Annotated in this window: 14 protein-coding genes, 1 pseudogene and 1 riboswitch; of the genes and pseudogenes, 11 read left to right on the top strand and 4 right to left on the bottom strand. The window is 40.6% G+C overall.

What is annotated here, in order from left to right; all coding sequences use genetic code 11:
- The first annotated feature begins 3 nt into the window (after positions 1-3).
- The 4 genes from BMZ06_RS07795 (at position 4) to BMZ06_RS07780 (ending at position 4,723) form a co-directional block, all read left to right on the top strand.
- Positions 4-1,530: an RQC-minor-2 family DNA-binding protein gene (locus tag BMZ06_RS07795; protein ID WP_089751495.1), complete on the top strand. Its 1,527-nt coding sequence runs from the start codon at positions 4-6 to the stop codon at positions 1,528-1,530.
- 249 nt (positions 1,531-1,779) lie between these two features.
- On the top strand, positions 1,780-2,424 hold the full coding sequence (locus tag BMZ06_RS07790; RefSeq protein WP_089751494.1) for a DUF4166 domain-containing protein: 645 nt from the start codon (positions 1,780-1,782) through the stop codon (positions 2,422-2,424).
- A gap of 19 nt (positions 2,425-2,443) precedes the next feature.
- The gene (gene kynA, locus BMZ06_RS07785) at positions 2,444-3,280 is read left to right on the top strand and encodes a tryptophan 2,3-dioxygenase (protein ID WP_089751493.1); all 837 of its coding nucleotides are present in this window, start codon (positions 2,444-2,446) and stop codon (positions 3,278-3,280) included.
- A 96-nt stretch (positions 3,281-3,376) separates the two neighbouring features.
- The gene (locus BMZ06_RS07780; RefSeq protein ID WP_089751492.1) at positions 3,377-4,723 is read left to right on the top strand and encodes a polysaccharide deacetylase family protein; all 1,347 of its coding nucleotides are present in this window, start codon (positions 3,377-3,379) and stop codon (positions 4,721-4,723) included.
- 64 nt (positions 4,724-4,787) lie between these two features.
- Here the strand turns inward: BMZ06_RS07780 and metX are convergent, their stop codons facing one another.
- Positions 4,788-5,840, bottom strand: a complete 1,053-nt coding sequence (metX, locus tag BMZ06_RS07775; RefSeq protein WP_089751491.1) for a homoserine O-acetyltransferase MetX — start codon at positions 5,838-5,840, stop codon at positions 4,788-4,790.
- Positions 5,841-5,860: 20 nt separating this feature from the next.
- On the bottom strand, positions 5,861-7,564 hold the full coding sequence (locus BMZ06_RS07770) for an O-acetylhomoserine aminocarboxypropyltransferase/cysteine synthase family protein (RefSeq protein WP_089751490.1): 1,704 nt from the start codon (positions 7,562-7,564) through the stop codon (positions 5,861-5,863).
- Between the two features lie 90 nt (positions 7,565-7,654).
- Positions 7,655-7,765: riboswitch (SAM riboswitch) on the bottom strand.
- Between the two features lie 151 nt (positions 7,766-7,916).
- On the opposite strand from BMZ06_RS07770, the gene BMZ06_RS07765 reads away from it, so the two are divergent.
- The 6 genes from BMZ06_RS07765 to BMZ06_RS07740 all read left to right on the top strand — a co-directional run bounded on the left by BMZ06_RS07765 (position 7,917) and on the right by BMZ06_RS07740 (position 12,720).
- Complete coding sequence (locus BMZ06_RS07765) at positions 7,917-8,114, top strand: DUF2188 domain-containing protein (protein WP_014645022.1); 198 nt, start codon at positions 7,917-7,919, stop codon at positions 8,112-8,114.
- A 358-nt stretch (positions 8,115-8,472) separates the two neighbouring features.
- Positions 8,473-9,264 carry an ABC transporter ATP-binding protein gene (locus BMZ06_RS07760; RefSeq protein WP_089751489.1) on the top strand — a complete coding sequence of 264 codons (792 nt, stop codon included), beginning with the start codon at positions 8,473-8,475 and terminating at the stop codon, positions 9,262-9,264.
- A gap of 245 nt (positions 9,265-9,509) precedes the next feature.
- On the top strand, positions 9,510-9,773 hold the full coding sequence (locus BMZ06_RS07755; RefSeq protein ID WP_014645019.1) for a hypothetical protein: 264 nt from the start codon (positions 9,510-9,512) through the stop codon (positions 9,771-9,773).
- Between the two features lie 144 nt (positions 9,774-9,917).
- A complete protein-coding gene (locus tag BMZ06_RS07750; RefSeq protein ID WP_089751488.1) occupies positions 9,918-10,835 on the top strand; it encodes an aldo/keto reductase in 918 nt (305 codons plus the stop codon).
- Between the two features lie 166 nt (positions 10,836-11,001).
- Positions 11,002-12,231, top strand: a complete 1,230-nt coding sequence (locus BMZ06_RS07745) for an NAD(P)/FAD-dependent oxidoreductase (RefSeq protein ID WP_089751487.1) — start codon at positions 11,002-11,004, stop codon at positions 12,229-12,231.
- 24 nt (positions 12,232-12,255) lie between these two features.
- Positions 12,256-12,720 (top strand): hypothetical protein, encoded by a 465-nt coding sequence (locus tag BMZ06_RS07740; RefSeq protein ID WP_089751486.1) that lies wholly within the window; start codon positions 12,256-12,258, stop codon positions 12,718-12,720.
- A 47-nt stretch (positions 12,721-12,767) separates the two neighbouring features.
- On the opposite strand, the gene BMZ06_RS07735 is transcribed toward BMZ06_RS07740, so the two are convergent.
- Positions 12,768-13,613 carry a TetR/AcrR family transcriptional regulator gene (locus tag BMZ06_RS07735; protein ID WP_089751485.1) on the bottom strand — a complete coding sequence of 282 codons (846 nt, stop codon included), beginning with the start codon at positions 13,611-13,613 and terminating at the stop codon, positions 12,768-12,770.
- A 676-nt stretch (positions 13,614-14,289) separates the two neighbouring features.
- Between BMZ06_RS07735 and BMZ06_RS07725 the strand changes: the two genes are divergently transcribed.
- Positions 14,290-15,255 carry an NAD(P)/FAD-dependent oxidoreductase gene (locus tag BMZ06_RS07725; protein WP_089751483.1) on the top strand — a complete coding sequence of 322 codons (966 nt, stop codon included), beginning with the start codon at positions 14,290-14,292 and terminating at the stop codon, positions 15,253-15,255.
- Positions 15,256-15,428: 173 nt separating this feature from the next.
- On the opposite strand, the pseudogene BMZ06_RS20625 reads toward BMZ06_RS07725, so the two are convergent.
- Positions 15,429-15,648 (bottom strand): annotated as a pseudogene (locus BMZ06_RS20625) (IS110 family transposase); the annotation flags it as partial.

The raw sequence follows: 15,648 nt of genomic DNA, 5'->3' as shown, positions 1-15,648 counted from the left end.
ATTATGGGACTGCCAGAGACGATTATTTATCAGGATGAACGTTATCCATCCATTGTGCTTGCACCGATTGGAAAGAAAAACAAGTTTATTCGATCGGTCGGTCATAAATTTGAACGGGGGTTATTGTCAAGATTGAATGATACGATTTTCGATCAAATGGAGCACATGAGTATAGATGCTGCCCCAATTCGTCGTTATTTGGGGATTTCAGGTGAAGCGGTTCTGCCTGTATCACTGCAAAAAGACGAAACGGTATATCCACATTTATTGCGCCCAGAACTTTTCTTATGGAGCCCGTTGTCTGAAGAACATGGACTACCTTTAAAAGAGTCCTATATTTATAAAACAGATTTCACCCAATTGTCTTCTGAACAGTTGAATGAGCATATTGCAGAAGTGCTGGAAGACTACAGATTCTTAGCAGATATAAGCGAATATTCACGCGATTACTGGCTCACAAAAATCACAATAGCTTTTCACAGCCACCCAATCGTTAAGCTTTTCCATGAAAAGAGAGAAGTTATGGACGCTGTTGAAGTCATGAATCAATCTGCGCTTCTATCTGTAATTAAATACCCTGAAGATATCGCTTATTGGCGTCACCGAGTAGGAATTGTTATGCGTCCTTTCCGGTCACTGCCAGAAAAGTGGCTGCAGAATCCAGACAACAGCTGTCCACACGAAAAGCATTTGGAATTCGATTCAGCTAACCGTACTATCTGTTGTTATTGTGAAACATGTGATTGCTGTCTTTATTATCAAGTAGATGAGGACAGAGTTTATTTTGAAGAGGAATTTAATGAAGAACGTGCGCGGAAGCGTATGGTTACAATTGAGGAGCAATTCAACAGGATAGCTAAGCAGAATGAAACGCTGCTTGAACAGCTTCTCCAATTAAGAGCCTTAAAAAAGCAATTGGGAGCTGCACGTAAAAAACTTGAAGAAAGTATGCAGCTGGTGCATCAGATCGAACTTTATCAGCCGGAGGAAGCTAATCTTTCCGCCTATCCACTCTTATATATGTATGATAAGCTGAGCCGAACAATTATTCCAGAGCGCACCTCGTCTTCAGAACTGTGCTGGCTGTCGAGTGTCGAACTTGATGATGTTCGGATGCTGAAAGAACTGCCGGAATGGCTGCAGCTGGTACCTGAGAACGTTTACCCGATGACCAGTCATGTACTGGAAGAGCTTAAAGCAAAATTGGAAGAGGTTCGTTATGGAGAAGACGATGTCATTATTACAATTAAAGGAAGACCGGTAACCTATGCTTACACTCAACAAATTCTGGATTTAATCTATTACTATGGTACGGATTATCCCGCTCATATCCTTGTTCACGTGCTGGCCGGAAAGGCTACAAACAAACTCAGGACTCTGAACTTGCATGAAACAAGATGGTTTGGCTTACTTTCCGAGTGGCCAGAGAAACACATTCAGAAATTGTTTAATCAGCTTCAAAAGCAAGGCTGGATTATGAAACAGCAAAAAGGATATTCAGTCAGTGATTTTGCTGAAGAGGTTATGTGAAAAGCATTCCTGGCCGATATTAATATTGAAAAGCTTTTTAGTGCACTGAATTCGTGATAAAGACCTGCCTTGGCAGGTCTTATTTGCATCCATCGTGTATCCGCTTCCTTGTGCTATAATGCTAATATAGCCCGAGAAAAGACCGCAGTCATTGAGTGCTTCTCTAAATAAAATTGTATTCAATAATGATGAAAAGTATGTTAACAACACACCATGGTATACATATATGTTTGAAGGAGGTCATAAACAATGAAATCCATTTACCAAAAAGCTTTAGGAGAGCAGTTTTATCAATTACATCCTGCGATGCAGAAAAAATACGGTATCACAAGCGAAGATAATTTAATGATGCTCGGACAGGGAAGAATGACTGAAATTCGCGGGACTCATCCAGTTCTACGGCCATTTTTCCTTTTAGGAAACTTTGACCACCTGGTCTTTGCTGAAAGAGGGAAGCAGGTTCCTTTTACTCTTGAAAACTATGCCTATCGAGATGATCAAGGAAGAGAAACCATGAGTTGGATACGGCGTTTTTTCTTTCCTTATTCCATCCGGGGATTTGATGCAGCAATGCGCTTTGATGAAGAAAAGCAGAAAATTATAGATGACTTAGGGAAATCTGCTCTTCTTCAAACGGAGCTTGACCTTCATGTAACGGCAGAAGGGGGATTGTACATGGAATCCGTACAAACCTCATATCAAAATAAGTTTCAGGTGCCAGGACCTACAACCTCTGTATACGAACATTATGATGAAGATCAGGAAGCTTACCGGGTGCATGTCCATGTTGAATTCGGCATGTTAGGAACGGTGTTAATGTATGAAGGTATGGTTCATACTGAGTTTTTGCCGATGACTTATAAGAACATCCCGGAGCGTGGAATCCTAGAATAAATGGAAAGGAGCAAGGACTGTGAGTGAACAGGACTCTAAAGAGAATGAAAAGGTTCATACGGATTTTAAAGAACGCATGACCTATGGCGAATACCTGCATTTAGACGAATTGCTGTCTGCTCAAAAGCGTTTGTCATCTCATCATGACGAAATGCTGTTCATCATCATTCATCAGGTAAGTGAATTATGGATGAAGTTGATTCTGCATGAGCTAACTGAATCGATCCATGCCATTCAGAAAGGTGAATTGGCTTCTGCGTTTAAGATGCTTGCCAGGGTTTCTAATATTCAAGTGCAGATTATTCATGCATGGGATGTTCTTTCCACTCTGACTCCTGCTGAATATATAGAATTTCGAGACAAGCTGGGACAGGCTTCTGGGTTTCAATCCTATCAATATAGAATGGTTGAATTTGCCTTAGGCTATAAAACCCCTCATGTATTGAAAATTTATCAGAAATCGCCTGAGCTCCATGAAGAACTCACTCAAGCTTATGAATCTCCCGGAATTTATGATGCCGCTATACAAAAATTAGCAGAAGCTGGTTTGAATATTAGTTCAGATGTTCTTCATCGCGATTATACGAAGTTATACGAAAAAGACCCTACTGTAGAAGAAGCGTGGATGAAAGTATATAAAAATGTAGATAAGTATTGGGATTTATACCAGTTGGCTGAAAAACTGGTTGATATTGAGGATCGCCTACAGCAATGGCGTTTCCGCCATATGAAAACGGTGGAGAGAATCATTGGCCATAAAACGGGTACTGGAGGCTCCTCAGGAGTGGGTTATTTGAAAAAAGTGCTTGACCACAGATTCTTTCCTGAATTATGGGATGTTCGTACAAGCTTATAGCTGGCGGATTAATCTGAAAATAACAAATACACTAATACAACATTACATTTGTGTTACAATAGGTGGTGCCAAAAAACTAACAAAGAGGTACGACTAATGAAACCTATTATTATATACATGGCTCTTTTTAGCTTACTGTTAATGGCAGGCTGCTCTTTCATTGCGAGTGCTAATGAGAATTCCAAAATCAGTCAGGCAGAGCCCATCTATGACGTAAATATACAAACGGAAATTGTAGAATTTGAAGAATACCATATTACAGTCCATTACCCAGACACTCCGAATAATCAAATTAATCAAACCATAATAGACTATGTAAACCAGAAAAAGGCAGCTTTTAAAAAAGAGAGCTATAAGGCCTTACAGGAAAATGAAGTTAAATCTTCCCATGAATTGCACATCGATTATGAAGTATTGCACCAGGATCATCGTTTTTTCGTGGTGCAGTTTGAAGAAACAATGGATGTAGTACCAGGGGAGCCGGTCATTAAAAAAACCACTATAAATTTCGATAAAGAGAACGGAAAACGCATTGAATCGAAAGAGTTGTTTAAGGAAGACCTTCCTTATATTGATCGACTTGTGGAATTTACTGCTGATGCCCTGAAGGAAGATGGGAACTACTCGGAAAATATGAAAAGCGCGTTAAAAACAATTTTTAATAACAATCTTCATATTGCTTTGACCGGAGAAGGAATTGCTATTTATATCAATGGTGTAGCTGATTTTCCTCAAAAGATTGTGCTTGGGAAGAAAGCTGTAAATGAATTGTTGCGTCCCGAATATGCAAATGCATTAGAATTGACTGGAAACATCAAAAAGGAAGAGCCGACTTATAAAGAAGAAGACCCAACTTTCTCTGCTGAGGATTACCGTTCAAAACATGGACGTTCGGGGGGAAAAGAGGTTGCTCTCACATTTGACGATGGTCCTCATCCTGAGGTGACAGCCAATATTCTTGAAACATTAAGCGAGTACGAAGCTCGTGCTACTTTTTTTATGATAGGAAAACGGATTAGTTACTATCCTGAAGTTGCCAAGCAAGTAGCTGAAGCGGGTCACGAAATAGGAAATCATACATGGGATCATCCTCGCTTATCCCGCTTACCGCAAAAAGAAGTGACGCAGCAAATAGATTCAACCCAGCAGATTATCAAACAGGTAACTGGACAAAAGCCTGATATTATCCGTCTGCCATTTGGAGATCGCCCTCCTGTTAACTACAAAAAAGAGATTAGTACTGTGCCTTGGACTGTAGAAGTAAAGGGGTGGCAAAAACTAGAACCTTCTCAAGTAGCAGAGAATGTCTTATCTCAAGTGGAAGATGGTTCTATTATTTTACTCCATGACCTTCAACCGTCTATGGATGAAGCTGTAGAATTAATTGTGAAGTCATTAAAGCAGGAAGGCTATACATTTGTGACGGTTAGTGAATTAAATTAAGCAAAAAAAGCAGCCTGGGCGTATCCTTTCGCCAGACTGCTTTTTTTGTGTTGAAATAGCGAAACTAGTTGATTTTATTCCCAATCCAGGAAGCCCAGCCATTGAACTCAACTAAAAACCCATCATGTCCATAGTCGGTATCCGAGTGAAAGTGTTCACTCCCTGGGACATGGTCGCTGAAGCTTTTAATAAAATCAAATGGGTAAAGCAGGTCATGTTCAAAACTTAGTGTGTATACTTCCGCTTCGTAATGCTGGGACGCCTGCTTCCAGCCACCTCGACCTCGCCCGATATCATGGTGATTCATAGCTTCCAGTAAATATAAATAACTGTTAGCATCAAAGCGATCTTTAATTTTATCGCCTTGATAGTCTAGATATGACTGAATATCATAGGATGCATCTTCTTTTTGATTCCGATCAAACCGCTTTTGGAAAAGGGTTTGGCTCCGGTAAGTGATCATCCCCGCCATTCTTGCAATTTCGAATCCTTTGAGGTGTTGGTTCGAAGGGTAGTTTCCATGGTTAAATGAGGGGTCATCCTTAATGGCACGTGCTCCGATATGATTAAAAGCAATTCCATAGTCACTTAAATAAGGAGTCGCAGCAAGAATAAAGAGCTGTTTCATAAAAGTCGGATAGAGCAGTCCCCATTCATAGGCTTGCATACCACCGAGAGATCCACCAGCGACAGCATGGAGGCGATCGATTCCAAGTTCACGTAAAGCCTTCCACTGTGAATGGACGATATCACGAACAGTTACTGGCGGGAAGCTTAATCGGTATGGTTCACCAGTTTCCGGGTCTAAACTGGCTGGACCAGTAGACCCGTGGCATCCACCTAATACATTAAAGGTTATAACCTGAAACTGAGAAGTATCAATCGGTAGTCCTCTGCCAATCAATCCGGCCCACCAGCCAGGCTGTTCCTCAGAACCGACCGCATACTGGTTTCCTGTTAACGCATGGCAAATTAAAATAGTTGGAGCACCAGGTGGTCCGAATCGTTCATAGGCCAGTTCTACATTTTGCAATTGATCACCAGATTCAAATGTAAAAGAACCAATTGAGATTGTTTTATTCTGAGACTGATAGCTGGTGGGATTTTTTACAGACATGTTCATGCCTCCTTTCCAGTTTAGACAGAGAGTGGCGTTTCCGTATAAGACTGCCCGGAACGTAAAGCTACAATAGATTCATAAAGACTGAGTCCTTTAACCAGATTATCCTGATCTTCCGATACCGATTCTCTTGACCATAACAAGCGAGGATGAATCTCTTGAGCTGCATGGATCAAATCTTTATCGAGCACTCTTGTATAAAGAACATCTACCACAGGCAGGTTGGAAGATTTAAGGTCTTCAATGTTTTCCGTTTCCACAACCTGAAAACCTAAACGTGAAAGCTTCTTCGCTTCGCTTGAAAGTTCATCGTTGGAAGCAGTTCCTGTAATAGCGATCACTCTCTGACGCAGTTCATTATTCGAACGATCCAACGATGACGTCAGTGTCTCTTCTACAAGGGTCTTAGCGTTATGATAAGGTTTTGAGAAACCGGTGGCTTCTTTAAGGCCAGCATCCAGCTCAGCTATTAGATCTTCTATTGATTCAAGCCCTACAGACAGGCGCACTAATTCTTCCGTTACCCCGGATTTTTCTAGATTCTCATCACTTAACTGTTGGTGCGTGGTAGAGGCAGGGTGAATAATTAGTGATTTTGCATCCCCAACATTGGCTACGTGAGACCATAGGTTTGCTTGATCAATCAGTTTTTTTCCTGCCTCACGTCCACCTTTAATGCCGAATACGACGATCGATCCGTATCCATAACTAAAGTATTTCTTAGTAAGCGGGTGTGTTGGATGATCAGAGAGTCCGGGGAAATTCACCCATTCAACGCCTTCATGAGACTGCAGGTATTCAGCAACCTCAAGAGCCTGATCAGAGTGTTTAGTAATTCTTAAATGAAGGGTTTCGAGACCTTGAAGCAGCAAGAATGCGTTATGAGGACTTAAGCAGGCGCCCGTGTCACGGAGCAGCTGCACTCTCAACTTAACAGCGTAGCCGGCAGGACCTACATCGAGACCAAAGCGGACGCCGTGATAACTTTCATCAGGTTCCGTGAATCCAGGGAATTTTTCATGATTCCAGTTGAAGCGCCCGCTGTCTACTACCAGCCCGCCGATTGTCGTTCCGTGACCACCAATCCATTTCGTAGCCGAGTGAATGACAATATCCGCTCCCCAGCTGATCGGTTTGCAAATGTAAGGAGTAGCAAACGTGTTATCGATAATAAGAGGAATATGATGTTCGTGAGCTACATCAGCAACTGCTTCAATATCCAGCACATTTAAGCTCGGATTACCGATCGTTTCAGCAAAAATAGCTTTCGTTTTAGGGGTGACCGCTTTTTGGAAATCTTCTGGGCTGGTTCCTTCAATAAAATGAACAGTAATTCCATATTTAGGAAGTGTGTGTACGAACAAGTTATATGTTCCCCCATATAAATGAGAAGAGGCTACAATCTCATCTCCAGCGCTGGCAATATTTAAAATGGCCATCGTTATGGCAGACATGCCTGAAGCGGTAGCTACAGCCGCAGCACCATCCTCAAGTAAAGCAATGCGTTGTTCTAATACATCAACAGTTGGGTTCATAATTCGCGTGTAAATGTTACCAGGCTCTGCTAATGAAAATAAGTTTTGAGCATGATCGGTGTCATTAAAAACGTAAGAGGTGGTCTGGTAAATAGGAACGGCACGTGAGCCAGTAGCCGGGTCCGGCTGCTGTCCTCCATGAAGCAATAAGGTTTCAGGTCCAAATTTGTGAAAAGGTAATGTCATTAATAATCCTCCCTAAATTTATCATTGATCAATTCTAAAAATAAAAAGCCCACTTCTTAAGTAAGAAGAGGGCGTAACAATCAGTTCCTCCACTTATCTTCCAGATCCATAGATCTGTAGGAATTAGCACCTTTTCAAGTATCTCCCTTGAAGGTTGCCGGGCGTCACAGGGCCTAGTCCCTCTGCCACTCTCGATAAGAGTTTTTTTAATATTCAACTATTCATTAACTTGTATGGAATTATAAAGTGTTTTATGCTTAATTGTCAAACTATTTGTGCAAAATCCAAATACGTTTGAAATGACAGTGGGGTGGGAATGGTTTAGCAAGTACAGCAAAAGGAGTGAATAGACATGAAGGAATACACAGTTGCACCTAATAAAGACGTAACAGGCTGGTTGATCAAAATAGAAGATGTTGCCCCTACGGATTTGTATGATGAGCGTGATACGGCAGTAGCAAAAGCCGAAGAAATGGCTCAAGATAACAAACCAAGCAGACTTTATATTTTAGATCAGAACCACGAAGTTGAAGAAGAAAGAAGTTATTAATTAAGAAGACTCCCAAAAATGGGAGTCTTTTTTTTATGAGAGGTTCTTTTAAATTCCCGTGTTACATTCTTAAAGATAAGCTCCCGTTACTTGAAGACTCAATTTCGAGATATCTCGTGAAAGAGTTAGGTCCTGCAGGGAACGAGTCTTTGCGGGGATTCGTGTGTACTGTCATGACTTGTTAATTTTAAAGAATTTTGAAATAATTATGATTATATATTTCCCGTTGGAAAAATTGTGCCTCTTAGTTAGATGAAGGAGTAACAATTCTTTTAGAAAGGAAAGTAATTTTCCTTCCAGAGAATTATACGTACATAAATTCATATAAATAGTAGTCGGATAGAAGGGAGTCACATCTATGGTGCTGGAGATGGAAAACGTATCTTTGAGACGAGGAGACAGATGGATTCTAAAAAATATTAATTGGCATATTGAAGAAGGTCAGCATTGGGTCCTCTTAGGGCTGAACGGTTCAGGGAAAACGTTTATCCTTAATTTACTAAATGCGTACACCTTTGCAACAAAGGGAGAGGTTAATGTATTAGGTATGCAATTTGGGAAGACCTATCTTGCGGAACGACTGCGTAAACAGATTGGTTTTGTATCTTCAGCCATTCAGCAGAAGATTCACCAGGAAGACAATGCTTTTGAAGTGGTGCTGAGCGGAGCGTTTGCTTCCATAGGACTTTACGAAACCCCTACAGACGTCATGAGACAGAAAGCCATTTCATTGCTTGAAGACCCTGGATGTATTGACTATGCCAATCGAAACTATGAAACTCTATCAAGCGGGGAAAAACAGCGGGTTTTAATCGCACGAGCATTAATGGCGGATCCTTCTCTCCTAATTCTCGATGAGCCCACTAATGGCCTGGATTTTATTGCACGCGAAAAGTTACTAGAATCCATCGAAGAGATTGCAAAAAAACCAGATGCCCCCACCATGATTTATGTGACTCATCATGTAGAAGAAATTCTTCCGGCTTTCCACAAAACTTTACTGCTTAAAGAAGGAGAAGTCTTCAACGCAGGAGACACAACTAAAATGATTACCAGCCACCAGCTTTCATCCTTTTTTGGATTGGACGTAGAAGTGAGCTGGCAGAACTATCGTCCTTTTCTTTCTAAAGGTCGAGGAACTTCCGGATGACCAACATGCAGCTCTCGGAATAAGCACTGGTGTGAAGATTTACGCCCGGTCTTACCATGAATAAAAAACAGCCGTTCCCTGTTATCCAGTTTGCCCCTCTTTCTTATTTGTGTTAAATATAAGGAAGGAATGCGTGGTATATCTAAATTTTATTCTTGAATAGCAGTTGAAAATATCTGTAAGCTCTTATATGATAATGATTATATACAGTTTCAGAGCTTTGATTTCCGTAGAGGAGTGATCAAATGTTAAAGGAATCGGACTTTCCCACAGATGAACTGAAAGAACAGTGGATAAAGGTGCGAAACAAAAAACTGGAAGAAATGGCTCAATATATCCAGCGCTATTTTCATCTTACTAAAGTCAGAGAGAATAAAAGCAGTTATGAAGTGCAAGGCTACTTCTTTCAGCCTGGCTTTGGCGAGGTAAGAATGGCGTTTGAATTCAGCTACGAAAATGTGGCTAAATTTACGGACTTATTTGATGAACCTATTGAAGAAAAAAGTTAAATGATGAAGGTAAAACCCCGCTCTAAAAATTTTTAGAGCGGGGTTTTTATTAGGAGTTACGGTTCTAATAATCAAACGTTTTCAATTACTTTATTTTCAAAATAATGTTAGGATAGAACCATTCAATGAGGAAGAGGTGGGAGTTTGAGAAAGCTTAAGCTTGGTAACAGCGAATTAGAAGTTGGGGAAATTTCTTTAGGCTGTATGAGGATTAATAAACTCGAAAAGAAAGATGCCCGATATGTGATTGAAAATGCGATGGACACAGGAGTCGATTTATTCGATCACGCAGATATTTACGGAGCAGGAGAATCCGAATCTGTTTTTGCAGAGGCGATCGACATGAATGATGATGTTCGTGAAAAAATGAAACTGCAGACAAAATGCGGCATTCGTGATGGATATTTTGATTTTTCCAAAGATCACATTCTTGAATCTGTCGAAGGCAGCCTGAAACGGCTGAAAACAGATTATGTAGATAGTTTATTACTGCACCGCCCGGATGCTTTGTTTGAGCCAGAAGAAGTGGCTGAAGCTTTCACTTTGTTAAAAGAAAGTGGGAAGGTACGCTATTTTGGTGTGAGTAATCAAAATCCAATGCAGATCGAACTATTGAAAAAGTATTTGAAGGAAGATTTAATTGTGAATCAGATGCAGTTAAGTGTGGTACATACACCCATGATCGATGCTGGGTTCAATGTGAATATGCAAAACGATCCAGCTGTTATGCGTGATGGAAGTATCATAGAGTACTGTCGTTTACATGATATATCTATTCAGGCATGGTCCCCGTTTCAACATGGGATGATTGAAGGGCCATTCGTTGGGAATAAGGCATTTCCGCAAGTCAATTCGAAGTTAAAAGAGTTGGCAGAAAAGCATGGAGTCACAGATTCAGCCATCGCCATTGCCTGGATCCTACGCCATCCAGCTAATATTCAGCCTGTAGTAGGCACCATGAATACAGAGCGTATGAGAGACATAGCGAAGGCTTCTGATATAGAGTTAACTAGACAAGAATGGTATGAACTCTATACTGCAGCCGGGAATGAGCTGCCTTAATAGGATGTGTACAGATCAATGAAATAAGCGCTGTCTTATTTCCTCTTTTTCATCTCACCCTCTACTTTAACTAGAGAATATGATCTTCTCAAAGGCTGAAACTAGAGTTTTTGAAGGGGTATCCGTTACGATGAAATAAATGACTAATTAAAGGTGAGTTGAAATAATGAACGATCGATTTGATGTTATCATTGTAGGATCAAGGGTGGCCGGTTCAAGCCTGGCCATCCAACTCGGCAAGCTTGGGAAAACCGTGTTACTCCTGGATAAAAACTCTTTTCCCAGCGATACGCTTTCCACCCATCATATGTCACATGTAGATTATTTAAAGAAGCTCGGTGTCCTGGATAAAGTGGAATCGAAAGGTTTACGGCAAATTAACCGGATGCGCACATACATTGGGCAGAGTTTTGTCGAAGGACCGAGATCTTCTTACACGATCATTCCTAAACGCGATCATTTAGATCACATTCTTTTAGAAGAAGCGGAAAGATATGAGGGTGTTACCTTTCAACCATCCACCACTGTTCGCAATCTTCTATGGGAAGGTGATAAGGTGGTCGGAGTCTCTGTGGATCAAAAACTTGGAAGTTCTTCTTATTATGGAGATTTAGTTGTAGGTGCGGATGGTAAATACTCTAATATCGCAAAATGGGCAGCGGCAGAGGAGTACCATAATCAAGGAGCGCTGCGGCCTGTTCTTTACGGGTATTATGAAGGGGTAGAGCCACTTGCCGAACCTGTCACAGAGATATTTCTACACGAAGGAAGAATTGGCTTTCTTTTTCCTATGGAGAAAGGAAGAGATTGTCTTGGGCTGGAAGTGCATCCAGAGGAATTTAAAACAATGATGAAGGATCCGCAGGCACAATTTGAATCCATGTATAAAAAACTTTACGGAATGGAGAGACGCTTAGCAGGCGCTTCTTTACAAGGTAAAATTATAGGCACCTCCGGCATGCCTAATTTCTTTAGACAGGCCTACGGTAAGGGGTGGGCACTGATTGGGGATGCTGGCCACAGTAAAGACCCTAGTACAGGCCTTGGCATTAATGATGCATTTATGCAGGCTTTTCTTTTAGCGGAGTCTATTGAGCTTTATGAAGAAGGTGAAAGCTGGGAGGAAGTCATGAGAATCTTTCAGGAAAAGAGAGATGCCCAGCTGCTTCCCGGATTCCAGTTAACTCTGAATTACATTCAAAGCTTACGAAGCTGGACGAGTAATGAATTGGCTTTGTTTCAAGCTATGGCCGCAAATCCAATGGTATGGAATAAGCTGGTTCCTAAAATCGCTGATCATTTAAAGGAAGACTCTGATGATATTCCGCTCTTACATCAATCGGTTGAACTCGAAGCTCGTCAATTTGGATTTGAGAAGGAAATAAGAGAGGAATAATTAATAATATGAGGTGATGGAGCAGTGAGCTGGACAAAAGATAAGGCTTATGAGAAGTTGCAGGAGATTTACACGGATAAAGTTATGCAGGATGAGAAGCGACGGATCTTTCAGCAAGTTTATAACCATCTGCATGAGCACTTGGATGATCTTGCTATTAAGTCGGGTTTAAAAGAGGAATCTCTGAAACAGTTGAAATTTTTTAAGGAATATACATTCATGCCTGGCGACAATTTGTTTCAGTCCATGCGCTATGTTTTTCTACTGGCTCGTGGCGAAAGAGAAAGGGAACCTCAAGAAACCAGTCAGCATCTGTCACGAATTTACCGCGCTTTATTTCAACCGGCAGGACTTAAAAATCCTTATATTCCGGAATCCTTTTGGAAAACTCCGCTCGGTGTAGCTTGCTCCGTTGCTGAAGATGGTGTAGAGTCTGTTTATCCTGTCCTGGACGAAGTGATAGAAGCCGAAACATTTGAAAGTCATTAAGTAAAGACGCCTCCTATTCGGAAGGCGTCTTCTTGTATAGGAAGAAGCTATAGTTGAAAAAATGTTCGGATTTGTCCAGCAATGCCCTGGTAGGACTGCAATCCTTCTAAATTAGCTAACATTCCTTTTAGGATAGCCGGTCGTGGCTCCATTTTTTGTATTTCATCCAGTAGAACGGAAATGGTTACTTCAATGTCTCCATCTGATGACTCTCTCAATTGAACCAGGGTATCTATAATATCATCTAGTTCGTGATGAAAAAATTCTTTAGGAATAAGACCGCTCATAAGTTCTTCGGTGATGACCGGCTGGTCCCCGCTATGTTTAAACCCATCTACAATAAAATCCATTCGCCTCAGCATGGCTTGAGATAACTCTTCTACATCCATTTGGACGTTCTCAATAATAATTAAATCTAAAAAGGCTTTAAATATACCTTGAAGCAGAAGGCTTACTTCCCAAATAACTGAATCGATTTCTTTACCATATATGGAAAGAAGATGCCTTTTGTAAAATAAGTATGAATTGAAGCGCATTTGAGTGAGGAAAGCTTCTATGTTGTCATTAAAAGGAATTGCCTGCTCTCTGATCTGCATAATAATAAATTCTCTATGTTCGGCAATTTCCTGAAATGTGACGGTCATTTGTTTCATAAACTTAGCTCTTGGTTCCAAATCAAGGGACTGGATAGCATCCGTCTTTTTCTGTATATTTTGAAAGTAATGGTTAAATATTTCTAGTAAAAGAGCATCTTTTGATTTGAAGTGTAAATAAAAAGCACCTTTTGAAATACCGCATTCATTAGCAATTTCCTGAACGGAAGTGGAGCTAAATCCTTTTTTTGCAAATAATTTTATTGAGTGTTCAATGATGTGAATTGATTTTTGATCCATTTTCACTGCTCCTTGGATGTTTGTGGGGTTCAACTATATAGGGATTTGAGTAGTTTCGTCTGGAAATTATGACTGGCTCCTTAGGCGATTGAGAAAAAGGCCAGTCAAATCTACGTTTAATTCTTCGATTAAAAAGAAATTTCTCGTATGACTAATGACCAGTCTCCAACGAAAGCTGGTCTATATTATGGTTGGAACGTGGAGGTCGAAACCTGATTGTTAATACCTAATGATAACTATAAATATAGGCTGTCCGGATGATAGGCTTGAAGGTACAGCGGAACAGGTATTAGATGCGTCTCTACAGTCTTCTGTATCCCGACTTCATTCTAACGTATTTCTTCTCGAAAGTCTCCGTGTCAAGAAAGAGAGGTTTCAGAAATGGAAGGTTACAGCTATAAAGGTTCATTAGCTATTTGAAGGCAGTGGAATGCGGATAAAACCTAGTATTCACTCTTTACAGTAACACGGGGATCTCTATTTGGAATTTTAGCAAACGGTTAACTTTAATTATACCAATAGTTTGTAAACAGCTATGTACTGTTATTAAAAGTAAAAAGGTTAAAGTAGCTTAAACATTTTCTGTTAGAATAAGAACATCTCCAAATATATTTTCGGATGTGTTCTATATCTATATTTGTGGAAAATTAATTATAATAGACATGGAGGTGGAAGAATGAATAATTATGAGATTACGATTGTGGGCGCGGGCTTCTCCGGGATCACAGCTGCCAATCGATTTTTAAAACAAGGAAGAAAAGATCTTCTGTTAGTCGATAAAAGCAAGAGTGTCGGAGGACGTCTGGCAACAAGACGAGTAGCTGGCGGTAAAGCCGACCATGGGGCTCAATTTTTCACTGTAAGAACGAAGGAATTTGAAGAAGAGGTTGAAGGATGGCTTGATCAAGGGCTGATTAAGCGATGGTTTGGCGATGAGTACCCTCGTTATACAGCTGTAGACGGTATGAACAGCCTGGCTAAACATCTGGCTAAAGGCATTCCAACGTCACTACATACCACGGTGACCCGAATCGTCCAGAATACAAGTGGGTTTCGCTTATACGATGAGAATGGGAATGAGTGGCAGTCAGAAAAAGTATTGTTGACTATGCCTGTTCCTCAAATAATTGAGCTGTTAAAAGACAGTGAAGTACGTGTGGATTCATCTGTATATAACCAATTGAAAAAAGTAGTGTTTGAACCAACGTATGTAGGGATTTATAAGTTCAATCATCCTACAAATCTTCCTGAGGACGGTCATGTGGATACTGATCTTCCAGAAGGAATGGAACGAATGGTGGACCACGAGAAAAAAGGGATTTCAAAGGAAACCACAGTCAGTATCTATATGAAACCAGACTGGTCCAGGAAATACTACGGGGAAGACTATGTACTTTCTTTAATTAAAGAAAAGGCGGTTTCTTACTTAGATTGGAAAGACCTCGAATCCGAACAGTTGAAACGCTGGCGTTACGCTCAGGCAAAAAATGTTGTCCAATCTTCCTATTTAGATCTATCTGGAGAAGGCACACTTGTAGCTGCGGGAGATGCATTTCTTAGAGAAAATGATGAAGCCAAGCGTACCCGCCTGGAGAGTGCTTACTTATCTGGTAAAGATGCAGCTGCTTATTTCAGCTGGTAAGCCATGTGAATAATCGTAAAAAAGACGGCACCTGCACATTTGAGGTACCGTCTTTTTTTAAAATTGGCTACCCTGAAAATAATTACAGCTTTAAGACCGCACTAAATAAAGGGGATCTTATTACTTTTTTAAAAATCCCTGAATCACTTTGATATTTATTTCATTATTCTTCTCTAAGCCGACTGTGGCGATAAGTCGACTACAAAACCTAAACGTTGAAGACTCTTAATTGCCTTTTGTTTTTTTGCTTCTAATGCTTGTTGGTTATAATGGTTTGCCCCTTGTTCTTTGTACATTTCTCTTTTGGTTAATAGGTGGTACACGATCACAAGTAATGTCCGGGCGATGGCAACTCTCGCTTTCTTAGACCCTCGACGGAATTTAAGTCTTTGG

It is taken from the genome of Halobacillus alkaliphilus, from assembly GCF_900113125.1.
In the GTDB taxonomy this organism is placed as follows: domain Bacteria; phylum Bacillota; class Bacilli; order Bacillales; family Halobacillaceae; genus Halobacillus; species Halobacillus alkaliphilus.
Note: the sequence above shows the minus strand (reverse complement) of the source record. Positions and strands in the feature narration are given on the sequence as shown.

What these genes read in the sequence shown, in the direction of transcription:
- BMZ06_RS07795 (WP_089751495.1), top strand. Translation starts at nt 4, where the DNA reads ATGGGACTGCCAGAGACGATTATTTATCAGGATGAACGTTATCCATCC.
- BMZ06_RS07790 (WP_089751494.1), top strand. Translation starts at nt 1,780, where the DNA reads ATGAAATCCATTTACCAAAAAGCTTTAGGAGAGCAGTTTTATCAATTA.
- BMZ06_RS07780 (WP_089751492.1), top strand. Translation starts at nt 3,377, where the DNA reads ATGAAACCTATTATTATATACATGGCTCTTTTTAGCTTACTGTTAATG.
- metX (WP_089751491.1), bottom strand. Translation starts at nt 5,840, where the DNA reads ATGTCTGTAAAAAATCCCACCAGCTATCAGTCTCAGAATAAAACAATC.
- BMZ06_RS07770 (WP_089751490.1), bottom strand. Translation starts at nt 7,564, where the DNA reads ATGACATTACCTTTTCACAAATTTGGACCTGAAACCTTATTGCTTCAT.
- BMZ06_RS07765 (WP_014645022.1), top strand. Translation starts at nt 7,917, where the DNA reads ATGAAGGAATACACAGTTGCACCTAATAAAGACGTAACAGGCTGGTTG.
- BMZ06_RS07760 (WP_089751489.1), top strand. Translation starts at nt 8,473, where the DNA reads ATGGTGCTGGAGATGGAAAACGTATCTTTGAGACGAGGAGACAGATGG.
- BMZ06_RS07755 (WP_014645019.1), top strand. Translation starts at nt 9,510, where the DNA reads ATGTTAAAGGAATCGGACTTTCCCACAGATGAACTGAAAGAACAGTGG.
- BMZ06_RS07745 (WP_089751487.1), top strand. Translation starts at nt 11,002, where the DNA reads ATGAACGATCGATTTGATGTTATCATTGTAGGATCAAGGGTGGCCGGT.
- BMZ06_RS07735 (WP_089751485.1), bottom strand. Translation starts at nt 13,613, where the DNA reads ATGGATCAAAAATCAATTCACATCATTGAACACTCAATAAAATTATTT.
- BMZ06_RS07725 (WP_089751483.1), top strand. Translation starts at nt 14,290, where the DNA reads ATGAATAATTATGAGATTACGATTGTGGGCGCGGGCTTCTCCGGGATC.